The sequence below is a fragment of the Streptomyces sp. NPDC047061 genome (assembly GCF_040643955.1).
In the GTDB taxonomy this organism is placed as follows: domain Bacteria; phylum Actinomycetota; class Actinomycetes; order Streptomycetales; family Streptomycetaceae; genus Streptomyces.
The window spans coordinates 159,829-177,478 of sequence record NZ_JBEYVI010000005.1 but is presented as its reverse complement, the minus strand read 5'-3'; the positions used below and the strand labels follow the sequence as shown (position 1 = coordinate 177,478).

The following is a 17,650-nucleotide window of genomic DNA, read 5'->3' as shown; positions in this document are numbered from 1 at the left end:
TACTCATGAGTACGACAGGTGCGACCGCTGATCCGCTCGCGGCCCTGGGTTCGCTGCCCGGGGTGGCCGAGTCCGTGGAGTCCGTGCGCAAGGCCGTGGACCGGGTCTACGGGCACCGGATCATGCGGCGCCGCAGCAACGCCGTCACCTCGGAGGCCGCGCTGCGCGCCGCCCGGGGCAGCGCCGCGCTGTCCGGTGCCGACTGGGCGCTGGAGGAGGTGCGGCGGCGTTCCGACTTCGGTGTGGACGACGACGCGCGTGTGGTGGGCGCGGCCCTGCGGCTGACCGCGGAGGCGGGCCAACTGCTGTCCATCTGGCGGCAGTCGCCGCTGCGCGTGCTGGCCCGGCTGCACCTGGTGGCGGCCGCGACGAACGATGACGAGGTCGGCCGGCCGCGCCGGGCCGGCGAGGGTGTCGACGAGCCGCTGGTGGAACTGGAGCTGCCGGGCGCCGACGAGGTATCGGCGCGCCTGGAGGGGCTCGCCGAGCTGATCGTCGCGGGGAGCGAGGCGCCCGCGCTGGTGACGGCCGCCGTGGTGCACGGCGAGCTGCTCGCGCTGCGGCCCTTCACTTCGTGCAACGGGCTGGTCGCGCGCGCGGCCGAGCGGATCGTGCTGATCGGCAGCGGCCTCGACCCCAAGGCGATCTGCCCCGCCGAGGTCGGTCACGCCGAACTGGGCCGAGCCTCTTATCTGGCGGCCCTGGACGGCTACGTGTCCGGCACCCCGGAAGGGATGGCGGCCTGGATCGCGCACTGCGGGCGCGCGGTGGAGCTCGGCGTGCGTGAGTCGACGGCGGTGTGCGAGGCGCTGCAGCGCGGGGCGGCGTAGGGGAGAGCGGTGCAGTGGGCGGCTCAGGGCCCGGGCGGACGGCCACGCGGCGCTTCGGAAAAGGGTTGCGGCGGTACGAGTTCTCGTACCGCCGCTGGCATGGTCGCCGGGTTACCAAGCGTCCTCGATATGTCGCCCATCAGGTCGGGTACTTTGCCCGTCACCTGGTGCGGCTGGCCCGTAATCGACGGGTCGACGTCGCGTGGGTGCCCAGTGTCCATGCTGGGTCCGTGGGGCCAAATGCGTTTTAAAGGTGATCCTCTCGGATGTCCTTTGGTCTCGCGGGCCGCTAACCCCTTTGTACTGCAAGCCCGGAGCAAGCGGAACCCCTGCCTGCAGTTCTTTACTTTCAGGTTCAAAGACGCACGAAAGGGGCGTCGGTTCAAGCGACCGTGCTCCGGCGCCGGCTCGCGTACCAGACCAGGCCTGCGGTGGCCGCCGCCGCTCCTATCGCCGCCGCGGCGACCAGGGCCGGGCGCGGGGGTGTGGAGATCCGCTGCTTGAGCCGTACCGGCCGGTGGAAGTCCAGGATCGGCCAGCCGCGGGCGAGCGCCTCGCGGCGCAGTGCGCGGTCCGGGTTCACGGCGTGCGGGTGCCCGACGACCTGGAGCATCGGCACGTCGGTCGCCGAGTCGCTGTAGGCGTAGCAGCGGTCCAGGTCGTACCCCTCGGAGGCGGCCAGCTCCCGGACGGCCTCGGCCTTGGTCGGGCCGTACGCGTAGTACTCCACCTCGCCGGTGTAGCAGCCGTCGTCGCCGACGACCATGCGGGTGGCCACCACCCGGTCCGCCCCGAGGAGTTCGCCGATCGGCTCGACCACCTCGGCGCCCGAGGTGGAGACAATGACGACGTCCCGGCCCGCCCGGTGGTGCTCCTCGATGAGGGAGGCGGCCTCGTCGTAGATGATCGGGTCGATCAGGTCGTGCAGGGTCTCGGCGACGATCTCCTTGACCTGCTGGACATTCCAGCCACGGACGAGGCCGGACAGGTAGGCGCGCGTGCGCTCCATCTGGTCGTGGTCCATACCGCCGACCAGGAACACGAACTGGGAGTACGCGTTGCGCAGCGCCGCCCGGCGGTTGATCAGACCGCCTTGGTAGAACGACTTGCTGAAGGTGAGCGTGCTCGACTTCGCAATGACCGTCTTGTCCAGGTCAAAGAAGGCCGCTGTGCGGGGCAAGGAGTGGTTTTCCACGACCCCGAGCATAGGCGCCCACCATTCGGCGTAAGGTGGGGCGCGTGGGTTTGCCTGAGAGGGCTCTCGGGTACACCATGGAAGTCACGGATCGTTCGCGACCGTGCTAACCCGGTCCGGCTCCTCCCCCCCCGAGTCGGCCGTGGAGACGACCCCCACTCTCCCCCCCGGTGGGGGTCGTCGCATGTCCGGGTGGGTTTTTCTCCTCTCTCGCGGGCCGTGAGGCCGTGATCGGGCGGCTTCGGCCGCCTCTTTCGTATGCCCATGATCCGTCACGTTGGGTAGTCGCAGCGCTGCGCTGTGGAAGTCGCGCAGACCTCGGAACGGGCCTCGCCGGTATGGGTGACGGCGATATTCACAACCATCGGGTTGTCCACAGTTTCGGATCAAGATCCACACGATTTCCGGGTTCGCTGCACCGTGATTCCAGCGCGCTCCGGCGGCGGCGAGTTCATGGCCGGTTCCGTTTGTCGGGCGCCAATGGCCGGTTTCTGTCGGCCGTGCATATGGAGGCCGCTCGCCGGTTCTTCGCACGTTTGGGAATCGTGTGGCCGCAGGGGCCATGCGGGAGAACGCAGCCAAGGGGGAAGCCACGTGGCCGGAACTGTCACCCAGGACCCGCCGTCCGCCGCCTCGGGACGGCCCGGACGCCCGATGATCGTCACCGAGGACGCCGAACTCCTCGACGACCTGTTGCGCCTGTGCGCGGCGGCCGGCGCCAAACCGGAGGTCCACCACCGCCCGCCGGAACGCGGCGGAGGCTGGGAGTCCGCCCCGCTGGTCCTGGTCGGCGACGACGCCGCACGGCGGGTGCGCGGCGCCGCGCGTCGGCGCGGAGTGGTGCTGGTCGGCCTCGACCAGGACGACCCCGACGTGTGGAAACGGGCCGTCGAGATCGGCGCGGACCACGTCCTGATGCTGCCCGACGGCGAGCAGTGGCTCGTGGACCGGATCGCCGACGTCGTCGAGGGTGTGGGCCGCCCGGCCCTCACCGTCGGTGTCATCGGCGGCCGGGGCGGGGCCGGCGCCTCCACGCTTGCCTGCGCGCTCGCCGTCACCTCCGCGCGGGAGGGACTGCGCACCCTGCTCGTGGACGCGGATCCGCTGGGCGGCGGAATCGACGTACTCCTCGGCGGCGAGACGGCCGAGGGCCTGCGCTGGCCCGCCTTCGCCGCCTCACGAGGCCGGCTGGGCAGCGGCGCCCTGGAGGAGTCGCTGCCCGAACTGCACTCGCTGCGGATCCTCAGCTGGGACCGCGGCGACTGCGTGGCGATCCCGCCGCCCGCCGTCCGCGCGGTGCTCGCGGCCGCCCGGCGACGCGGCGGCACGGTCGTCGTCGACCTGCCGCGCCGCCTGGACGACGAGGTCGCCGAGGTCCTCACCCAGCTCGACCTGGCCGTCCTGGTGGTCCCCGCCGAACTCCGCGCCGTCGCTGCGGCCGGACGGGTGGCAGCCACCGTCGGCATGGTCGTACGCGATCTCAGGGTGGCGGTACGGGGGCCGTACGCGCCGGGCCTTGACGACCGCGAGGTGGCCCGGCTGCTCGGCCTGCCGCTGGCCGGCGAGGTACCCGCCGAACCCGGCCTGTCCCGTCCGGGCCGGAAACCGCCGGGGTCCGCCGCGCGCGGACCGCTGGCCCGCTTCTGCAAGGGCTTCTGGGAGCGCACGCTGGTCGAGGCGGGGGGCGGCGTATGAGGCCCGGCACCGCGGGTGCGGAGGCCCCGGCCCTGCTCGACGGGGTACGGCGCTGGCTCGCCGAGAGCGGCGCCGAACCGACACCCGCGCGGGTGGCACAGGCGCTGCGCGCACAGGGCCGGGTCCTCGGTGACGCCGAAGTCCTCGGCGCGGCCGAGCGACTGCGCTCCGAACTGGTCGGCAGCGGCCCCCTGGAGCCCCTCCTCGCCGACCCCACGGTCACCGACGTCCTGGTGACCGCCCCCGACCGGGTCTGGGTGGACCGCGGCGGGGGCCTGGAACTCACCCGGATCGCCTTCCCGGACGCGGCGGCGGTACGACGCCTCGCGCAGCGGCTGGCCGCGGTGGCCGGCCGGCGCCTGGACGACGCGCGGCCCTGGGCGGACGCCCGGCTGCCCGACGGCACCCGCCTGCACGCCGTCCTGCCCCCGGTGGCCATCGGCTGCACCTGCCTGTCCCTGCGGGTCGTCCGGCCCCGGGCGTTCACTCTCGGCGAACTGGTCGCGGCCGGGACCGTGCCCCCGGGCGGCGACCGGATCCTGCGGGCGCTCATCGCGGCCCGGCTCTCCTTCCTGGTCAGCGGCGGCACCGGCACCGGCAAGACGACCCTGCTGAGCGCCCTGCTCGGCCTGGTCGGACCGGGGGAACGGATCGTCCTCGCCGAGGACTCCGCGGAGCTCAGGCCCGAACACCCGCATGTCGTACGCCTGGAGACCAGACCCGCCAACCAGGAGGGCGCCGGCCTCGTCACCCTGGAGGACCTGGTCCGGCAGGCCCTGCGGATGCGGCCCGACCGGCTCGTCGTCGGCGAGGTCCGCGGGCCCGAGGTGGTCCACCTGCTGGCCGCGCTCAACACCGGCCACGAGGGCGGCTGCGGCACCGTGCACGCCAACGCGGCCGCGGACGTACCGGCCCGCCTGGAAGCCCTCGGCACGGCCGCCGGGCTCGACCGGGCCGCCCTGCACAGCCAGCTGGCGGCCGCGCTGTCGGTGGTGCTGCACCTCGTACGGGACCCCGCGGGCCGGCGACGGATCGCCGAGGTGCATGTCCTCGAGCGGGACCCTTCCGGGCTGGTGCGGACGGTGCCCGCACTGCGCTGGGAGGCGACGGCGTTCGCCCGGGAGCCGGGGTGGGAGCGGCTGCGGGGGCTGCTCCGGAGCCCGGAGTGACGTGGGTGGGCCGTGAACTGTGGGCCGTGAACTGTGAGCTCCCGGGCGGCTGACCGATTCCGGTCCGAAGTGACTTCAGTGATCCATGAGTTGAAAGAGGTGTGTGTGATGGGTGAGACGACGGTCGGCGCGGCCGTGGTGTGCGGTGGGGTCATGGCCTGGCTCCTGGCCGAGCGGCAGCGCGAGGTACGGCGGACGCGGCTGCTGCTCGCCGGGGGCGGAGTGGTGGCCACCGGGCCGCCCTCCTGGGAGCAGGCACTCGGGGAACTGCGGCGGCTGCGCGGCCGTTGGCGGGGTGAGTGGTGGGCCGTGGCCGCCGGTGTCGCGCTCGCCCTCCTTGCCGCCTCGCTCCTGCCGGTCCTCGCGGGGGCGGCCGGGGTGCCGGTGCTGCGCCGGGTGCGGCTGGCCCGGCAGGCCCGGCGGACCCGACAGACGCGCGCCGACGCGGTGATCACGCTGTGCGGAGCGCTCGCAGGCGAGGTGCGCGCGGGACGGCAGCCGGGCGAGGCGCTGTTGCGGGCCGCGCGGGACTCCGGCGGCCTCGGCGAGGCCCGGCCGGCCGTGGTCGCGGCGGCACGCTTCGGCGGCGACGTGCCGGGCGCGCTGGCGGTGGCGGCGCGGCAGCCGGGCGCCGACGGCCTGTTGGGGCTCGCGGCCTGCTGGCGGGTGGCCGTCGACCAGGGCGCCGGTCTCGCGGCCGGCCTCGACCGCTTGGACGCCGCCCTGCGCGCCGAACGGGACCAGCGTGCCGACCTGCGTGCCCAGTTGTCGGGCGCCCGGTCCACCGCGGTGATGCTCGCCGCCCTGCCCGCCCTCGGCCTCCTGCTCGGCTCGGCCATGGGCGCCGACCCGCTGAGGGTCCTGCTGCACACCGGAGCCGGCCTGGGCTGCCTGCTGGTCGGCGCGGTGTTCGAGGGCGCCGGGATGTGGTGGGCGGCCCGGATCGTGCGGGGAGCTGAGGCGGCATGAGCGCGGAAGTTGTCCACAGGCTGGGGGTGACGCTCGCGGTGCTGGCGGCCCTGGGCTGGTCGGCATGGTGGCTGGAGCGGGTCAGGCGCAGGCGCTGGGCCCGGCGGAAAGTGGCCGAACTGCTCGGCCTGGAGCGGGCGGAGCGGCACTCCGACATCGGCGGAGCCGTCCGACGGTGGCTGCCGGTCGCCGGTGTGATGTGCGGCGGCTGGGTGCTGGTCGGCGGGGTCGCCGGAGCGCTGCTCGGGCTGGGCGTCGCGGTGGGCCTGTGGCGATGGCGGGGCAGGGCGGGCGACGGAGGCCGGACGGCCGAGGCGGAGGCGGCCGAAGCCGCACGTCAACTCCCGCTCGCCGCCGATCTCCTGGCGGCCTGTATCGCCGCCGGAGCCGGTCCGGTGGTGGCCGCCCAGGCCGTCGGGGAGGCCCTCGGCGGGCCTGTCGGCGAAGGGCTGGCGAGGGGCGCCGCGGAGGTGCGGCTGGGCGGTGAACCGGCGGCTGCCTGGCGGCGGTTGGCGGGACTGCCGGGAGCCGCGGCCCTGGCCCGGCTGCTGGAGCGAGCGGACGAGTCCGGGCTGCCGGCGGCCGCGCCCGTCGCCCGGCTCGCCTCGGACGCCCGCGCCGAGTGGGCACGGAGCGCGACCGTGCGGGCGCGGCGGGCGGCCGTACTGATCTCGGCGCCCGTGGGGCTGTGCTTTCTGCCCGCGTTCATCGCGCTGGGCGTGCTCCCCGTCGTGATCGGACTCGCGGGTGGGGTGCTCCGAGGGGGAGGGGGTGGTGGATGAAGGGCGCGACAGCAAGGCCGACAGCAAGGGCGTCAGCAGGAACTGAAGTCAATTCCGAGCGAGTTCAAGGGAGTCGAGATGCGTGAGATGTGCTGGAAGATGTGGAAGCTGGTGCGCCGGGACGCGGGAATGGTCACGTCCGAGTACGCGATGGGGATCATCGCCGCGGTCGGGTTCGCGGCGGTCCTCTACGCGGTGGTGACGAGCGGGCAGGTCAGTGCGGAGCTCCAGGCCATCGTGAAACGAGCCCTCAGTGCGCGGATGTGAGCGGCGGCGCGGGGCGGACCGGGGGTTCGTGACGGCGGAGGCGGCCGTGGTGCTGCCGGTGCTGGTGGCGTTCGCGATGGCGCTGGTGTGGGGGCTGCTCGTGGTGGCCGCCCAGATCCGGTGCGTGGACGCCGCCCGCACCGGGGCGCGGGCCGCCGCGCGGCAGGACGCCGAGGACGCGGTGATCGCGGTGACGAAGGAGGCGGCGCCGGCCGGGGCGACGGTGACGGTCGGCCGGGAGGGCGACGAGGTACGGGTGACGGTGGTGGCGAGGCCGCCGGTGCTGGGTGCGCTGCCGTTCGAGGTGCGGGAGTCGGCGGTCGCCCTGGCGGAGGGGGCGACGGAGGCCGGGCCGTGAGGGGGCGTGCCGTGCGGGGGCGTGCGGTGGTCGGGTGGCTGCGGGTGCGTGGGGGCTGGTCGCGCAGTTCCCCGCGCCCCTTCGGGGCGCGTTGCAGCGGGGTGCGTGATCGAGGCTCTGCCACTGTCTGGAGCGTCGGGGCGATTGCCGTGCTGTGTGTGGTGTTCGGGGTGGTGCTGGGGCTGGGGCACGCTGTAGTTGTCCGGCATCGCGCGGCCGGTGGCGCCGACATGGCAGCCCTCGCGGCGGCGGACCACTGGGCCGAGGGCACTGCGGCGGCCTGCGCCCAGGCTGACCGAGTGGCGCGGGCACAGGCCACGCGGCTGACGAGATGCGTGATCGTCGGTGACATCTCGGATGTCTCGGCGGCGTCCGGTGCCGGGCCGTTCGCGGCGGAGGTCAGGGCCAGAGCCGGCCCCGCTACACCGCGCCCCTGACCACGCGCCCCCGACACCGCGCCCCAAAGGGGCGCGGGGCTGTGACATTTGCGGCTCCGCCGCGTGGGCGCGACCAGCCCCCACCGGCCCGCAGCCGAACGACTACCCCGCTACCCCGTCGGCGCCCCCTTCAACAGCACCGTGAGGAGTCGCACCGCCCCCCGCTTGTGCAACGGCTCGTTCCCGTTCCCGCACTTGGGGGACTGGATGCACGAGGGGCACCCGGCGTCGCACTCGCACGCGGCGATCGCCTCCCGGGTCGCCGTCAGCCACGTGCGGGCCGTGTGGAAGGCGCGCTCGGCGAAGCCCGCGCCGCCGGGGTGGCCGTCGTAGACGAAGACCGTCGGCAGGAGCGTGTCGGGGTGCAGCGGGATCGACACGCCGCCGATGTCCCAGCGGTCGCAGGTCGCGAAGAGCGGGAGCAGGCCGATGGAGGCGTGTTCGGCGGCGTGCAGGGCGCCGCCGAGGATCTCCGGGTTGATCCGGGCCTCGTCGAGCTGGTCCTCGGTGACGGTCCACCACACCGCGCGGGTGCGCAGCGTACGAGGCGGGAGGTCGAGCTTCGACTCGCCCAGGACCTCGCCGGTGATGAGCCGGCGGCGCAGGAAGGAGACCACCTGGTTGGTGACCTCGACGGAGCCGTAGCAGAGGCGGCCGTCGCCCCAGGGGACCTCGGTGTCGGTCTCCAGCACGGAGATGGCCGTGGTGTCGCGGGCGACCGTGGAGTACGGCGGCTCGGCCTGCTCGACCAGGGCCACCGAGTCCTCCAGGTCGAGGGAGCGTACGAGGTAGGTGCGGCCCTGGTGGAGGTGGACCGCGCCCTCGTGGACCGTGGAGTGGGCGGCGCTCGCGTCCACCGTGCCGAGCAGGCGTCCTGTGCCCGCCTCGACGATCTGCACCGGGCGCCCGCCCTCGCCGCGGATGTCGGTCAGCTCGGCGGCCCGCTCCCGGCGGGTCCAGTGCCAGGCCTTCGTCCGGCGGCGCAGCAGCTTCGCGGCCTCCAGCTGCGGGAGCAGCTCCTTGCAGGCGGGGCCGAAGAGGTCGAGGTCGTCGTCGGTGAGCGGAATCTCGGCCGCGGCGGCGCACAGGTGCGGGGCGAGGACGTAGGGGTTGTCGGGGTCGAGGACGGTCGATTCCACCGGTTGGTCGAACAGGGCCTCGGGATGATGGACGAGGAAGGTGTCCAGCGGGTCGTCGCGGGCGACCAGGACCGCGAGGGCGCCCTGTCCGGCACGGCCCGCGCGGCCCGCCTGCTGCCACACAGAGGCCCTCGTACCGGGGTACCCGGCGATCAGTACGGCATCCAGCCCGGAGACGTCCACGCCCAGCTCCAGGGCCGTCGTGGCGGCAAGTCCGAGGAGTTCCCCGGAGTGCAGCGCGCGTTCCAGGGCGCGGCGCTCCTCGGGGAGGTAGCCGCCGCGATAGGCCGCGACACGCCGGGCGAGGGAACGGTCCACCTCGGCCAGCCGTTCCTGGCTGATGACGGAGATCAGCTCCGCCCCGCGTCTGGAGCGCACGAAGGCGACCGAGCGCACGCCCTGCACGGCGAGGTCGGTCAGCAGGTCGGCGGTCTCGGCGGTGGCGGTGCGGCGGACGGGGGCGCCCTTCTCGCCGTGCAGCTCGGTCAGCGGCGGCTCCCAGAGGGCGAAGACCAGCTCGCCGCGCGGGGAGGCGTCGTCGGCGATCTCCACGACCGGCAGGCCGGTGAGGCGGCCGGCGGCCACGGCGGGCTCGGCGGCGGTGGCGGAGGCCAGCAGGAAGACCGGGGAGGCGCCGTAGCGGGCGCACAGGCGGCGCAGCCGGCGCAGCACCTGGGCGACGTGCGAGCCGAAGACGCCCCGGTAGGTGTGGCACTCGTCGACGACGACGTACTTCAGCGACTTCAGGAAGGAGGACCAGCGGGCGTGCCCGGGCAGGATCCCGCGGTGCAGCATGTCCGGGTTGGTGAGCACGTAGTTGGCGTACTGGCGGATCCACTCGCGTTCCTCGTACGGGGTGTCGCCGTCGTACACGGCCGGGCGTACGGCGTTGCCCAGCGGTTGTGAAAGTTCCTTCACCGAACGGCACTGGTCCGCCGCCAGCGCCTTGGTGGGCGCCAGGTAGAGGGCGGTGGCGCCGCGCCCGTTGGCGGCCTCGGAGCCGTCCAGGAGGGTGGACAGGACCGGTACGAGGTAGGCCAGCGACTTGCCGGAGGCGGTGCCGGTGGCGACGACGACCGAATCGCCGTCCAGGGCGTGCTCCGCGGCCAGCGCCTGGTGCTCCCAGGGATGCTCGATGCCGCAGGCCTGCACGGCCGCCACGACCTCCGAACGAATCCGGTCAGGCCAGACGGCATGCCGACCCGCACGCGGGGGCAAGTGCTCCGTATGAGTGATGCGCGAAGCCCGGCTCGGCCCGGAGGCGAGCCGGTCCAGGACCGTGCCCGGGGAGAACCCGGACGCGGCCGGAACCGAGGGCCGATCGGATCGGTGATTTATGGCCATCGGGACCGAGTGTGTCACTGGAGTGACGGACAATGGGGCCAAGGCGTCGTGCACGCCTGCCGGTAAGTGATTGAATGCCATCGCGGCTGGCGAACCGTCCCTGGGACTGCAAGCCGAGGTGTCCCGAGGGGCGACCGCTCGATAGCAAGGTGCTGGAGGATCCGTGGACCTGTCCCTGTCGACCCGTACCGTCGGCGATCGTACGGTCGTCGAGGTCGGTGGCGAAATCGACGTATATACCGCGCCCAAGCTGCGCGAGCAGCTGGTCGAGCTGGTGAACGACGGCAATTTCCACCTCGTCGTCGACATGGAGGGCGTGGACTTCCTCGACTCCACCGGGCTCGGCGTGCTGGTCGGCGGCCTGAAGCGGGTGCGTGCCCATGAGGGCTCGCTGCGCCTGGTCTGCAACCAGGAGCGCATTCTGAAGATCTTCCGTATCACCGGCCTCACCAAGGTGTTCCCGATCCACACCTCGGTCGAGGAAGCGGTGGCGGCCACCGACTGACCCCGAGTCGGCCGACGTACCCCGGACCGCCGATCGGTCCGTGCCGTCCGGCCGGCTCTCGGCACAGGCTCGTACGCGTTGTACGGACGCCTGTGTCACCCCCGCCCGTTCGGGCCTGCATGCCCGTGCCGGTAGCCGCGCACGGTCCGCAGAGCCCGAGGCGCACGCAATTCATCGGGGGGCCCGGGTTCTTCGGCGACCCGGCCCCCTACCGCACGCCCGTAGTTCCGAGGGGGACGTATGGCCACCGTTGAACTCCGCTTCAGCGCGCTGCCCGAGCACGTCCGCACCGCCCGACTGGTGGCGGCGGCGGTGGCTCGCAGGGCCGGAGTGGACGAGGCCGTCCTGGACGAGGTCCGGCTGGCCGTCGGCGAGGCCTGTTCCCGCGCGGTGGGTCTGCACCAGGCCGCCGGCATCACCGAGCCGGTACGGGTGGCGCTGATCGAGGAGGAGAAACAGTTCTCCATCGAGGTCGGCGACGAGGCACCCCGTTCGGCTCCCGGTGACCGGGCGTCCGGCGGCGCGGCGGACGTGGACGTGGAGACCGAGGAGGACGAGATGGGCCTCGCGGTCATCAGCGGCCTCGTCGACGACGTGGAGGTCACCGCCGGGGAGCACGGCGGGCTGATCCGCATGACCTGGCCGACCACCCCGCCCGGAGTCGCGCTCACCTGAGCGCCACCCCGTTTCGCGTACCGAAGGGCCCCACCGAGTGGGGCCCTTCGGCATGTCCGCGCCGCCTCCGCCTGGTCGCGCCGGCCGCGTCGGCCACACCCGCCGCGCTGTACCGGTCGCGCCTGCCGCACCCGCCGTACCGGTCGCGCCTGCCGTGCCGGTCGTGCCGGTCGTACAGTGATCTGGTGCGATGGATTTAGTGAATTCATTCACGATCAATCAGGCGATAATTCGATCAAGTAAACGCCGCCGTCAATGCTTTTAGGGCATTACCGCTTTCGGGTTCGTCGGAGCGACCTCGATCATTTGCTGAAGAGCACGAGAAGGCCAATTCCGTTTACCGTCCCCTGTTTAGATCACTCGCGGGTACCTAGAATCCGTCCACATCTTGAGCTCAGCCCAAGCGTCAAGGAGGACGAATGGCGGGGCTTTCTACCCCTCATCAGTTGGGCCATCCCACAACCCTCGCGGCCGCAGTCCTGACCGACGACAACCGGGTCCTGGTGGCGGTCATCGCCGCCGTGGCGCTGGCCGCGCTCGTGGTCGCCTGGATCCTGGTGCGCCAGGTGCTCGCGGCCGGCGAGGGCACCGACAGCATGAAGAAGATCGCGGCGGCGGTCCAGGAAGGCGCGAACGCCTATCTGGGCCGGCAGCTGCGCACGCTCGGCGTATTCGCCGTCGTGGTGTTCTTCCTGCTCCTGCTGCTGCCCGCGGACGACTGGAATCAGCGCGCTGGACGGTCGATCTTCTTCTTGATCGGCGCGGCCTTCTCGGCGACCACCGGTTATATCGGCATGTGGCTCGCCGTACGCAGCAATGTGCGCGTCGCCGCGGCGGCCCGCGAAGCCACCCCGGCGGCGGGCGAACCCGAAAAGGATCTCACCGCCGTCTCGCACAAGGCCATGAAGATCGCTTTCCGCACGGGCGGCGTCGTCGGCATGTTCACGGTGGGGCTCGGCCTGCTCGGCGCCTCCTGTGTGGTGCTGGTGTACGCGGCCGACGCGCCGAAGGTGCTCGAAGGCTTCGGCCTCGGGGCCGCCCTGATCGCCATGTTCATGCGTGTCGGCGGCGGCATCTTCACCAAGGCCGCCGACGTCGGCGCCGACCTGGTCGGCAAGGTCGAGCAGGGCATTCCGGAGGACGACCCGCGCAATGCCGCGACCATCGCCGACAACGTGGGCGACAACGTCGGCGACTGCGCCGGCATGGCGGCCGACCTCTTCGAGTCGTACGCCGTGACCCTGGTCGCCGCGCTGATCCTCGGCAAGGCGGCGTTCGGCGACTCCGGTCTGGCCTTCCCGCTCCTGGTGCCGGCGATCGGCGTGCTCACCGCGATGGTCGGCATCTTCGCGGTCGCCCCGCGCCGCAGCGACCGCAGCGGCATGAGCGCCATCAATCGCGGCTTCTTCATCTCCGCGGTGATCTCGCTGGTGCTGGTCGCGATCGCGGTCTTCGTCTATCTCCCCGGGAAGTACTCCGACCTCGACGGAATCTCCGACGCGGCCATCCAAGCCAAGGACGGCGACCCGCGGATCCTCGCGCTCGTCGCGGTCGCCATCGGCATCCTGCTCGCGGCGGTCATCCAGCAGCTGACCGGCTACTTCACCGAGACCAACCGGCGTCCGGTCATGGACATCGGCAAGACCTCGCTGACCGGCCCGGCCACCGTCGTCCTCGCCGGTATCTCGGTCGGTCTGGAATCGGCCGTCTACACCGCGCTGCTGATCGGCCTCGGCGTCTACGGCGCGTTCCTGCTCGGCGGTACGTCGATCATGCTCGCGCTGTTCGCGGTGGCGCTGGCCGGCACCGGTCTGCTCACCACGGTCGGCGTCATCGTCGCCATGGACACCTTCGGGCCGGTCTCCGACAACGCCCAGGGCATCGCCGAGATGTCCGGCGACGTCGAGGGCGCGGGCGCGCAGGTGCTCACCAACCTGGACGCCGTCGGCAACACCACCAAGGCCATCACCAAGGGCATCGCCATCGCCACCGCCGTCCTCGCGGCGTCGGCGCTCTTCGGGTCGTACCGGGACGCGATCACCACGAACGTGCAGGACGTGGGCGCGAAACTCAGTGGTGCGGGCTCCCCGTTGACCCTGTCCATGGACATCTCGCAGCCCAACAACCTCGTCGGCCTCATCGCCGGCGCGGCGGTCGTGTTCCTCTTCTCCGGACTCGCCATCAACGCGGTGTCGAGGTCGGCGGGTTCGGTGGTCTACGAGGTGCGGCGGCAGTTCCGCGAGCACCCCGGGATCATGGACTACACGGAGCAGCCCGAGTACGGCAAGGTCGTCGACATCTGCACCAAGGACGCCCTGCGCGAGCTGGCCACGCCGGGACTGCTCGCCGTGATGGCGCCCATCTTCATCGGGTTCACGCTCGGTGTCGGCGCCCTCGGTTCCTACCTCGCGGGCGCGATCGGCGCGGGCACCCTGATGGCCGTCTTCCTGGCCAACTCCGGTGGTGCCTGGGACAACGCCAAGAAACTCGTCGAGGACGGCCACCACGGCGGCAAGGGCAGTGAGGCCCACGCCGCCACGGTCATCGGCGACACGGTCGGCGACCCCTTCAAGGACACCGCGGGCCCCGCGATCAACCCGCTGCTCAAGGTCATGAACCTGGTCTCCCTGCTCATCGCGCCCGCGGTGATCAAGTTCTCCTACGGGCATGACAAGAGCATCGGCGTCCGGATCCTGGTCGCGGTCCTCGCGCTGGCCGTGATCGTCGGCGCGGTGTACGTCTCCAAGCGGCGCGGTATCGCCGTCGGCGACGACGAGGACAGTGCCGAACACGTGGCCAAGTCGGCCGATCCCGCGGTGGTTTCGTAGGCGGTCTTACGACGCCCACCGGAGCCTTCGCGAGGGTGCTCGCGAGGAGGACCGGTCAACGAGCGGGCGGACGGCGTGTGCTGACACGCCGTCCGCCCGTTTCGTATGCCGAGGCGCTCGCCGTCCGGCGTGCGCCGGGGTGTGCCGGAGCGTGCTCGGGGAGCGGGGGATGTGCGCGTCGTCTCGTCGTGAGCCTTCTCTCTCTTGGTGCAAAGGTGCACAAAAGCGTACTTAGTGGGTACTTCCGTGAGGGCGCTGTCCGTCCGCCGTGTAGATTCCGGGGGCCGAGAGCCATGGAAGGGACCGATCCGGTGAACAAGAAGCTCGCGGCCGCACTGTCCGGCGGTGCGGTACTGGTGGTGGCGCTGTCCGGGTGCAGCAGCAACAAGGGCACCGACCCGAAGCTGATCGCCTGGGCCAAGACCGTGTGCGACGCGGTGCCGGCGCAGGACGCGAAGATCAAGGCGGCGAACGAGGCGATCTCCACGGCGGTCTCGGACACCACGAGCTCGCCCGCGACCATCCAGAAGACCGACTCCCAGGCGTTCCAGGACATGTCCGACGCCTACAAGGCGCTCGCCTCCGCCATCAGCGGCGCCGGCGCGCCCCCCGGGGTCGAGGAGGGCGCCAAGCGGCAGCAGAACGTCGTCACGACCCTCAACAGTCTTTCCGCGTCGTACGCCGACCTGAAGAAGAAGGTCGACGCGCTCGACACCAAGAACCAGGCGAAGTTCGCCTCGGGCCTGCAGGACATCGCCTCCCAGACGACACAGCTGGAGGCGCAGAGCAAGAGCGGCACCGCGGCGCTGAACGCCCTGGAACAGGGCGAGGTCAAGGACGCCATCGCCGAACAGGCCAGCTGCAAGAAGGTCGCCGCGACGACGGATCCGGCGTCGACACCCGCGTCGGGGTCGACGCCGTCCTCGCCCGCCTCTTCGTCGGCCTCTTCGTCCTCGTCGTCTTCGTCGGCGTCGACCGCGGGCTGAGACAGGGGCTGCCGAGCCTCCGGGGCCGGGGTCGGCGCCGGGGGCCGGGGTGGGGTCGGGCGGGACCGGGCGGCGCCGGGAGCTGAAGCCGGCGCTGTGCGCCGAGGCCGGGTACCGAGCCTCGGCGCTCCGGCGGTCCGGAGCCGTGTGCCGAATCCGTCGGGCCGAGCTGAGTCCGTCGGTCCGGGGCTTAGCCCGGTGGCCCGGGCCGGAGTCCGGTGGCCTGGGGCTGAGTCCGGCGGTCCGGGCTGAGGTCCCGCGGTTCGGGCTGAGGTCCCGCGGTTCGGGCCGGAGCCTCGGAGTCAAGGCCGGAGTTCCGCGGTCCGGGCTCGTGTGCTGAGCCCGCGGCCGGGCGGGGCCGCGGGCCACAATGGGGGGCGTGACTGACTCCGGCCTCGCCACTCTGCCCGTCTCCGACCGCCCCGACGTCGCCGCCCGGCTGCGCACCGCCCTGCTGGGCGCTTCCTTCACCGCCGACGGGCTGCTCGACCTGCTCGGCGCACCCGCGTACGCGGCGCTGGCCCGCAGCGAGACGGTGCCCGCGCTGCGGGCGACCCGCGGGGACACGCCCCTGGAGACGCTCGTCCGGCTGTTCCTGCTCCAGCAGCCCGTGCCGCACGCGCGCGTGGCCGGCGTGCTGCCCCTCGACGACCTCGTGGACAGCGGCTGGCTGACCCGTGTGGGCGGCGACGAGTTCGCGGCCACCGTGGATGTACGGCCCTACGGCGGGCCCGACGGCGAGGACTGGTTCATCGTGTCCGACCTCGGATGCGCGGTCGGCGGCGCCGGTGGCATCGGGCAGCGGCACGAGGGTGTGGTCCTCGGGGTCGGCGGCGCGTCCACGACGCTCGCCGGCATCACCGTCCGTACGCCCGTCGCCGCCGCCCTCGACCTCGGCACCGGCTCCGGGATCCAGGCGCTGCACGCCGCCCAGCACGCCACGCGCGTGATCGCGACCGACCTCAACCCCCGCGCGCTGCACATCACGGCGCTCACGCTGGCGCTCTCCGGCGCACCGGCGGCCGACCTGCGCGAGGGCTCGCTGTTCGAGCCGGTCAAGGAGGGGGAGACGTTCGATCTGGTCGTCTCCAACCCGCCGTTCGTGATTTCCCCCGGCGCCCGGCTGACGTACCGGGACGGCGGGATGAGCGGGGACGATCTGTGCCGCTCGCTCGTTCAACAGGCCGGGGAACGGCTGAACGAGGGCGGGTTCGCGCAGTTCCTCGCCAACTGGCAGCACATCGCGGGGGAGGACTGGCAGGACAGGGTCAGGTCGTGGGTGCCGCGCGGCTGCGACGCGTGGATCGTGCAGCGCGAGGTGCAGGACGTCAACCAGTACGCCGAGCTGTGGCTCAGGGACTCCGGCGAGCACCGCGGGGACCCGGCGGAGTACCAGGCGCAGTACGACGCGTGGCTCGACGAGTTCGAGGCGCGCAAGGTGAAGGGGGTGGGATTCGGCTGGATCACGCTGCGGAGGACGGGCGCCGCGGTGCCCTCGGTCACCGTGGAGGAGTGGCCGCATCCGATCGAACAGCCGCTCGGCGAGACGATCCGCGCGCACTTCGACCGCCTCGACTACCTCCGTGACCACGACGACGCGGATCTCCTCGAAGGCCACTTCAGGCTCGCCGTCGAGGTGGTCCAGGAGCAGGTCGGGCTGCCCGGCGCCGAGGACCCGGAGCATGTGGTGCTGCGCCAGCACCGCGGGATGCGCCGCGCGACCAAGGTGGACACGGTGGGCGCCGGGTTCGCGGGGGTGTGTGACGGCACGCTGAGCGCGGGCCGGATTCTCGACGCCATCGCGCAACTGATGGGCGAGGACCCGGTGTTGCTGCGCGACCGCACGCCCGCGCAGATCCGGCTGCTGGTGGAGCAGGGGTTCCTGGAGCCGGCGGTCTGACGGGTCGACGGCCTGACGGACCGGAAGACGTGCCCCGTGGATCCGTACGAGGGTCCACGGGGAGGCCCTCGGAAGGTTTTCGGGAAGGTCCACGGGAAGCCCGTAGGACACGCCGGAACAAGAAAAAGGCCGGAAAAATGTGGCCGGAACGTTTGGCGGGCGGCTCATCGTTAGTCCGTCGATCGGATGTTCGAGCGACTTACGGCTGCCCGTTCACCTCGATTTCGCCCGTCGGCCTCCCGCCCGCCGCCCGCACGTGCCAGTCTCCGGGCGCTGGGCAGTCGCAGGCGGCAGGGAAGGGGTGCGCGGGTCATGGAGAGCGGACCGGCGATCTTCGCGGGGGTGGTGTTCGCCCTGTTCGGAGGCGCACTGCTGGTGTGGACCGGGGCCCGGCTCCGGCGTGGCGAGCCCGTCGCCCAGGGTGTGAGCCAGGTCGCATCCGCGACCCTCGCGAGCCTCGCCGCGGTGGTCGCGCTGGGCCTCGCGGCGTACTGCCTGACCCGCCCCTGAGGGCAACCCGTCGGTAATCGGAGCGTCACGCTCCGGACGGGGCCGGAAGAGCGACCGGGGA

At 72.5% G+C, this 17,650-nt stretch carries 16 protein-coding genes; 14 read left to right on the top strand and 2 right to left on the bottom strand.

The window, feature by feature from the left end; all coding sequences use genetic code 11:
* Positions 1-5 precede the first annotated feature (5 nt).
* Positions 6-830, top strand: a complete 825-nt coding sequence (locus ABZ887_RS11300; protein ID WP_361286175.1) for an oxidoreductase — start codon at positions 6-8, stop codon at positions 828-830.
* Positions 831-1,212: 382 nt separating this feature from the next.
* Here the strand turns inward: ABZ887_RS11300 and ABZ887_RS11295 are convergent, their stop codons facing one another.
* The gene (locus ABZ887_RS11295; protein ID WP_361286172.1) at positions 1,213-2,037 is read right to left on the bottom strand and encodes an HAD family hydrolase; all 825 of its coding nucleotides are present in this window, start codon (positions 2,035-2,037) and stop codon (positions 1,213-1,215) included.
* A gap of 582 nt (positions 2,038-2,619) precedes the next feature.
* Between ABZ887_RS11295 and ssd the strand changes: the two genes are divergently transcribed.
* The 7 genes from ssd to ABZ887_RS11260 all read left to right on the top strand — a co-directional run bounded on the left by ssd (position 2,620) and on the right by ABZ887_RS11260 (position 7,702).
* The gene (gene ssd, locus ABZ887_RS11290) at positions 2,620-3,720 is read left to right on the top strand and encodes a septum site-determining protein Ssd (RefSeq protein WP_361286169.1); all 1,101 of its coding nucleotides are present in this window, start codon (positions 2,620-2,622) and stop codon (positions 3,718-3,720) included.
* The gene (locus tag ABZ887_RS11285) at positions 3,717-4,889 is read left to right on the top strand and encodes a TadA family conjugal transfer-associated ATPase (protein ID WP_361286166.1); all 1,173 of its coding nucleotides are present in this window, start codon (positions 3,717-3,719) and stop codon (positions 4,887-4,889) included. Before ssd ends, ABZ887_RS11285 begins: the two co-directional genes overlap by 4 nt.
* Positions 4,890-4,997: 108 nt before the next feature.
* Positions 4,998-5,858, top strand: a complete 861-nt coding sequence (locus ABZ887_RS11280) for a type II secretion system F family protein (protein ID WP_361286163.1) — start codon at positions 4,998-5,000, stop codon at positions 5,856-5,858.
* On the top strand, positions 5,855-6,640 hold the full coding sequence (locus ABZ887_RS11275) for a type II secretion system F family protein (protein ID WP_361286160.1): 786 nt from the start codon (positions 5,855-5,857) through the stop codon (positions 6,638-6,640). The genes ABZ887_RS11280 and ABZ887_RS11275 overlap by 4 nt, the downstream gene beginning before the upstream one ends.
* A gap of 78 nt (positions 6,641-6,718) precedes the next feature.
* Positions 6,719-6,907, top strand: a complete 189-nt coding sequence (locus tag ABZ887_RS11270) for a DUF4244 domain-containing protein (RefSeq protein WP_361286157.1) — start codon at positions 6,719-6,721, stop codon at positions 6,905-6,907.
* Complete coding sequence (locus ABZ887_RS11265) at positions 6,894-7,265, top strand: TadE family type IV pilus minor pilin (protein ID WP_361286154.1); 372 nt, start codon at positions 6,894-6,896, stop codon at positions 7,263-7,265. Before ABZ887_RS11270 ends, ABZ887_RS11265 begins: the two co-directional genes overlap by 14 nt.
* Positions 7,266-7,366: 101 nt before the next feature.
* The gene (locus ABZ887_RS11260; protein WP_361286151.1) at positions 7,367-7,702 is read left to right on the top strand and encodes an Rv3654c family TadE-like protein; all 336 of its coding nucleotides are present in this window, start codon (positions 7,367-7,369) and stop codon (positions 7,700-7,702) included.
* 110 nt (positions 7,703-7,812) lie between these two features.
* Here ABZ887_RS11260 and ABZ887_RS11255 read toward each other — a convergent pair whose 3' ends face one another.
* Positions 7,813-10,266 (bottom strand): DEAD/DEAH box helicase, encoded by a 2,454-nt coding sequence (locus tag ABZ887_RS11255; protein ID WP_361286147.1) that lies wholly within the window; start codon positions 10,264-10,266, stop codon positions 7,813-7,815.
* A gap of 82 nt (positions 10,267-10,348) precedes the next feature.
* Here ABZ887_RS11255 and bldG point away from each other — a divergent pair, with 82 nt between their 5' ends.
* The 6 genes from bldG (at position 10,349) to ABZ887_RS11225 (ending at position 17,589) form a co-directional block, all read left to right on the top strand.
* A complete protein-coding gene (bldG, locus tag ABZ887_RS11250; protein ID WP_010986038.1) occupies positions 10,349-10,690 on the top strand; it encodes an anti-sigma factor antagonist BldG in 342 nt (113 codons plus the stop codon).
* 240 nt (positions 10,691-10,930) lie between these two features.
* On the top strand, positions 10,931-11,365 hold the full coding sequence (locus ABZ887_RS11245) for an ATP-binding protein (protein ID WP_361286144.1): 435 nt from the start codon (positions 10,931-10,933) through the stop codon (positions 11,363-11,365).
* Between the two features lie 419 nt (positions 11,366-11,784).
* Positions 11,785-14,193: a sodium-translocating pyrophosphatase gene (locus tag ABZ887_RS11240; protein ID WP_361286141.1), complete on the top strand. Its 2,409-nt coding sequence runs from the start codon at positions 11,785-11,787 to the stop codon at positions 14,191-14,193.
* Between the two features lie 311 nt (positions 14,194-14,504).
* Positions 14,505-15,179 (top strand): small secreted protein, encoded by a 675-nt coding sequence (locus ABZ887_RS11235; RefSeq protein WP_361286138.1) that lies wholly within the window; start codon positions 14,505-14,507, stop codon positions 15,177-15,179.
* 370 nt (positions 15,180-15,549) lie between these two features.
* Entirely contained in the window at positions 15,550-17,079 is a 1,530-nt protein-coding gene (locus tag ABZ887_RS11230) for a class I SAM-dependent methyltransferase (RefSeq protein WP_361286135.1), read from the top strand.
* Between the two features lie 312 nt (positions 17,080-17,391).
* Positions 17,392-17,589 (top strand): hypothetical protein, encoded by a 198-nt coding sequence (locus ABZ887_RS11225; RefSeq protein ID WP_361286132.1) that lies wholly within the window; start codon positions 17,392-17,394, stop codon positions 17,587-17,589.
* Positions 17,590-17,650 lie beyond the last annotated feature (61 nt).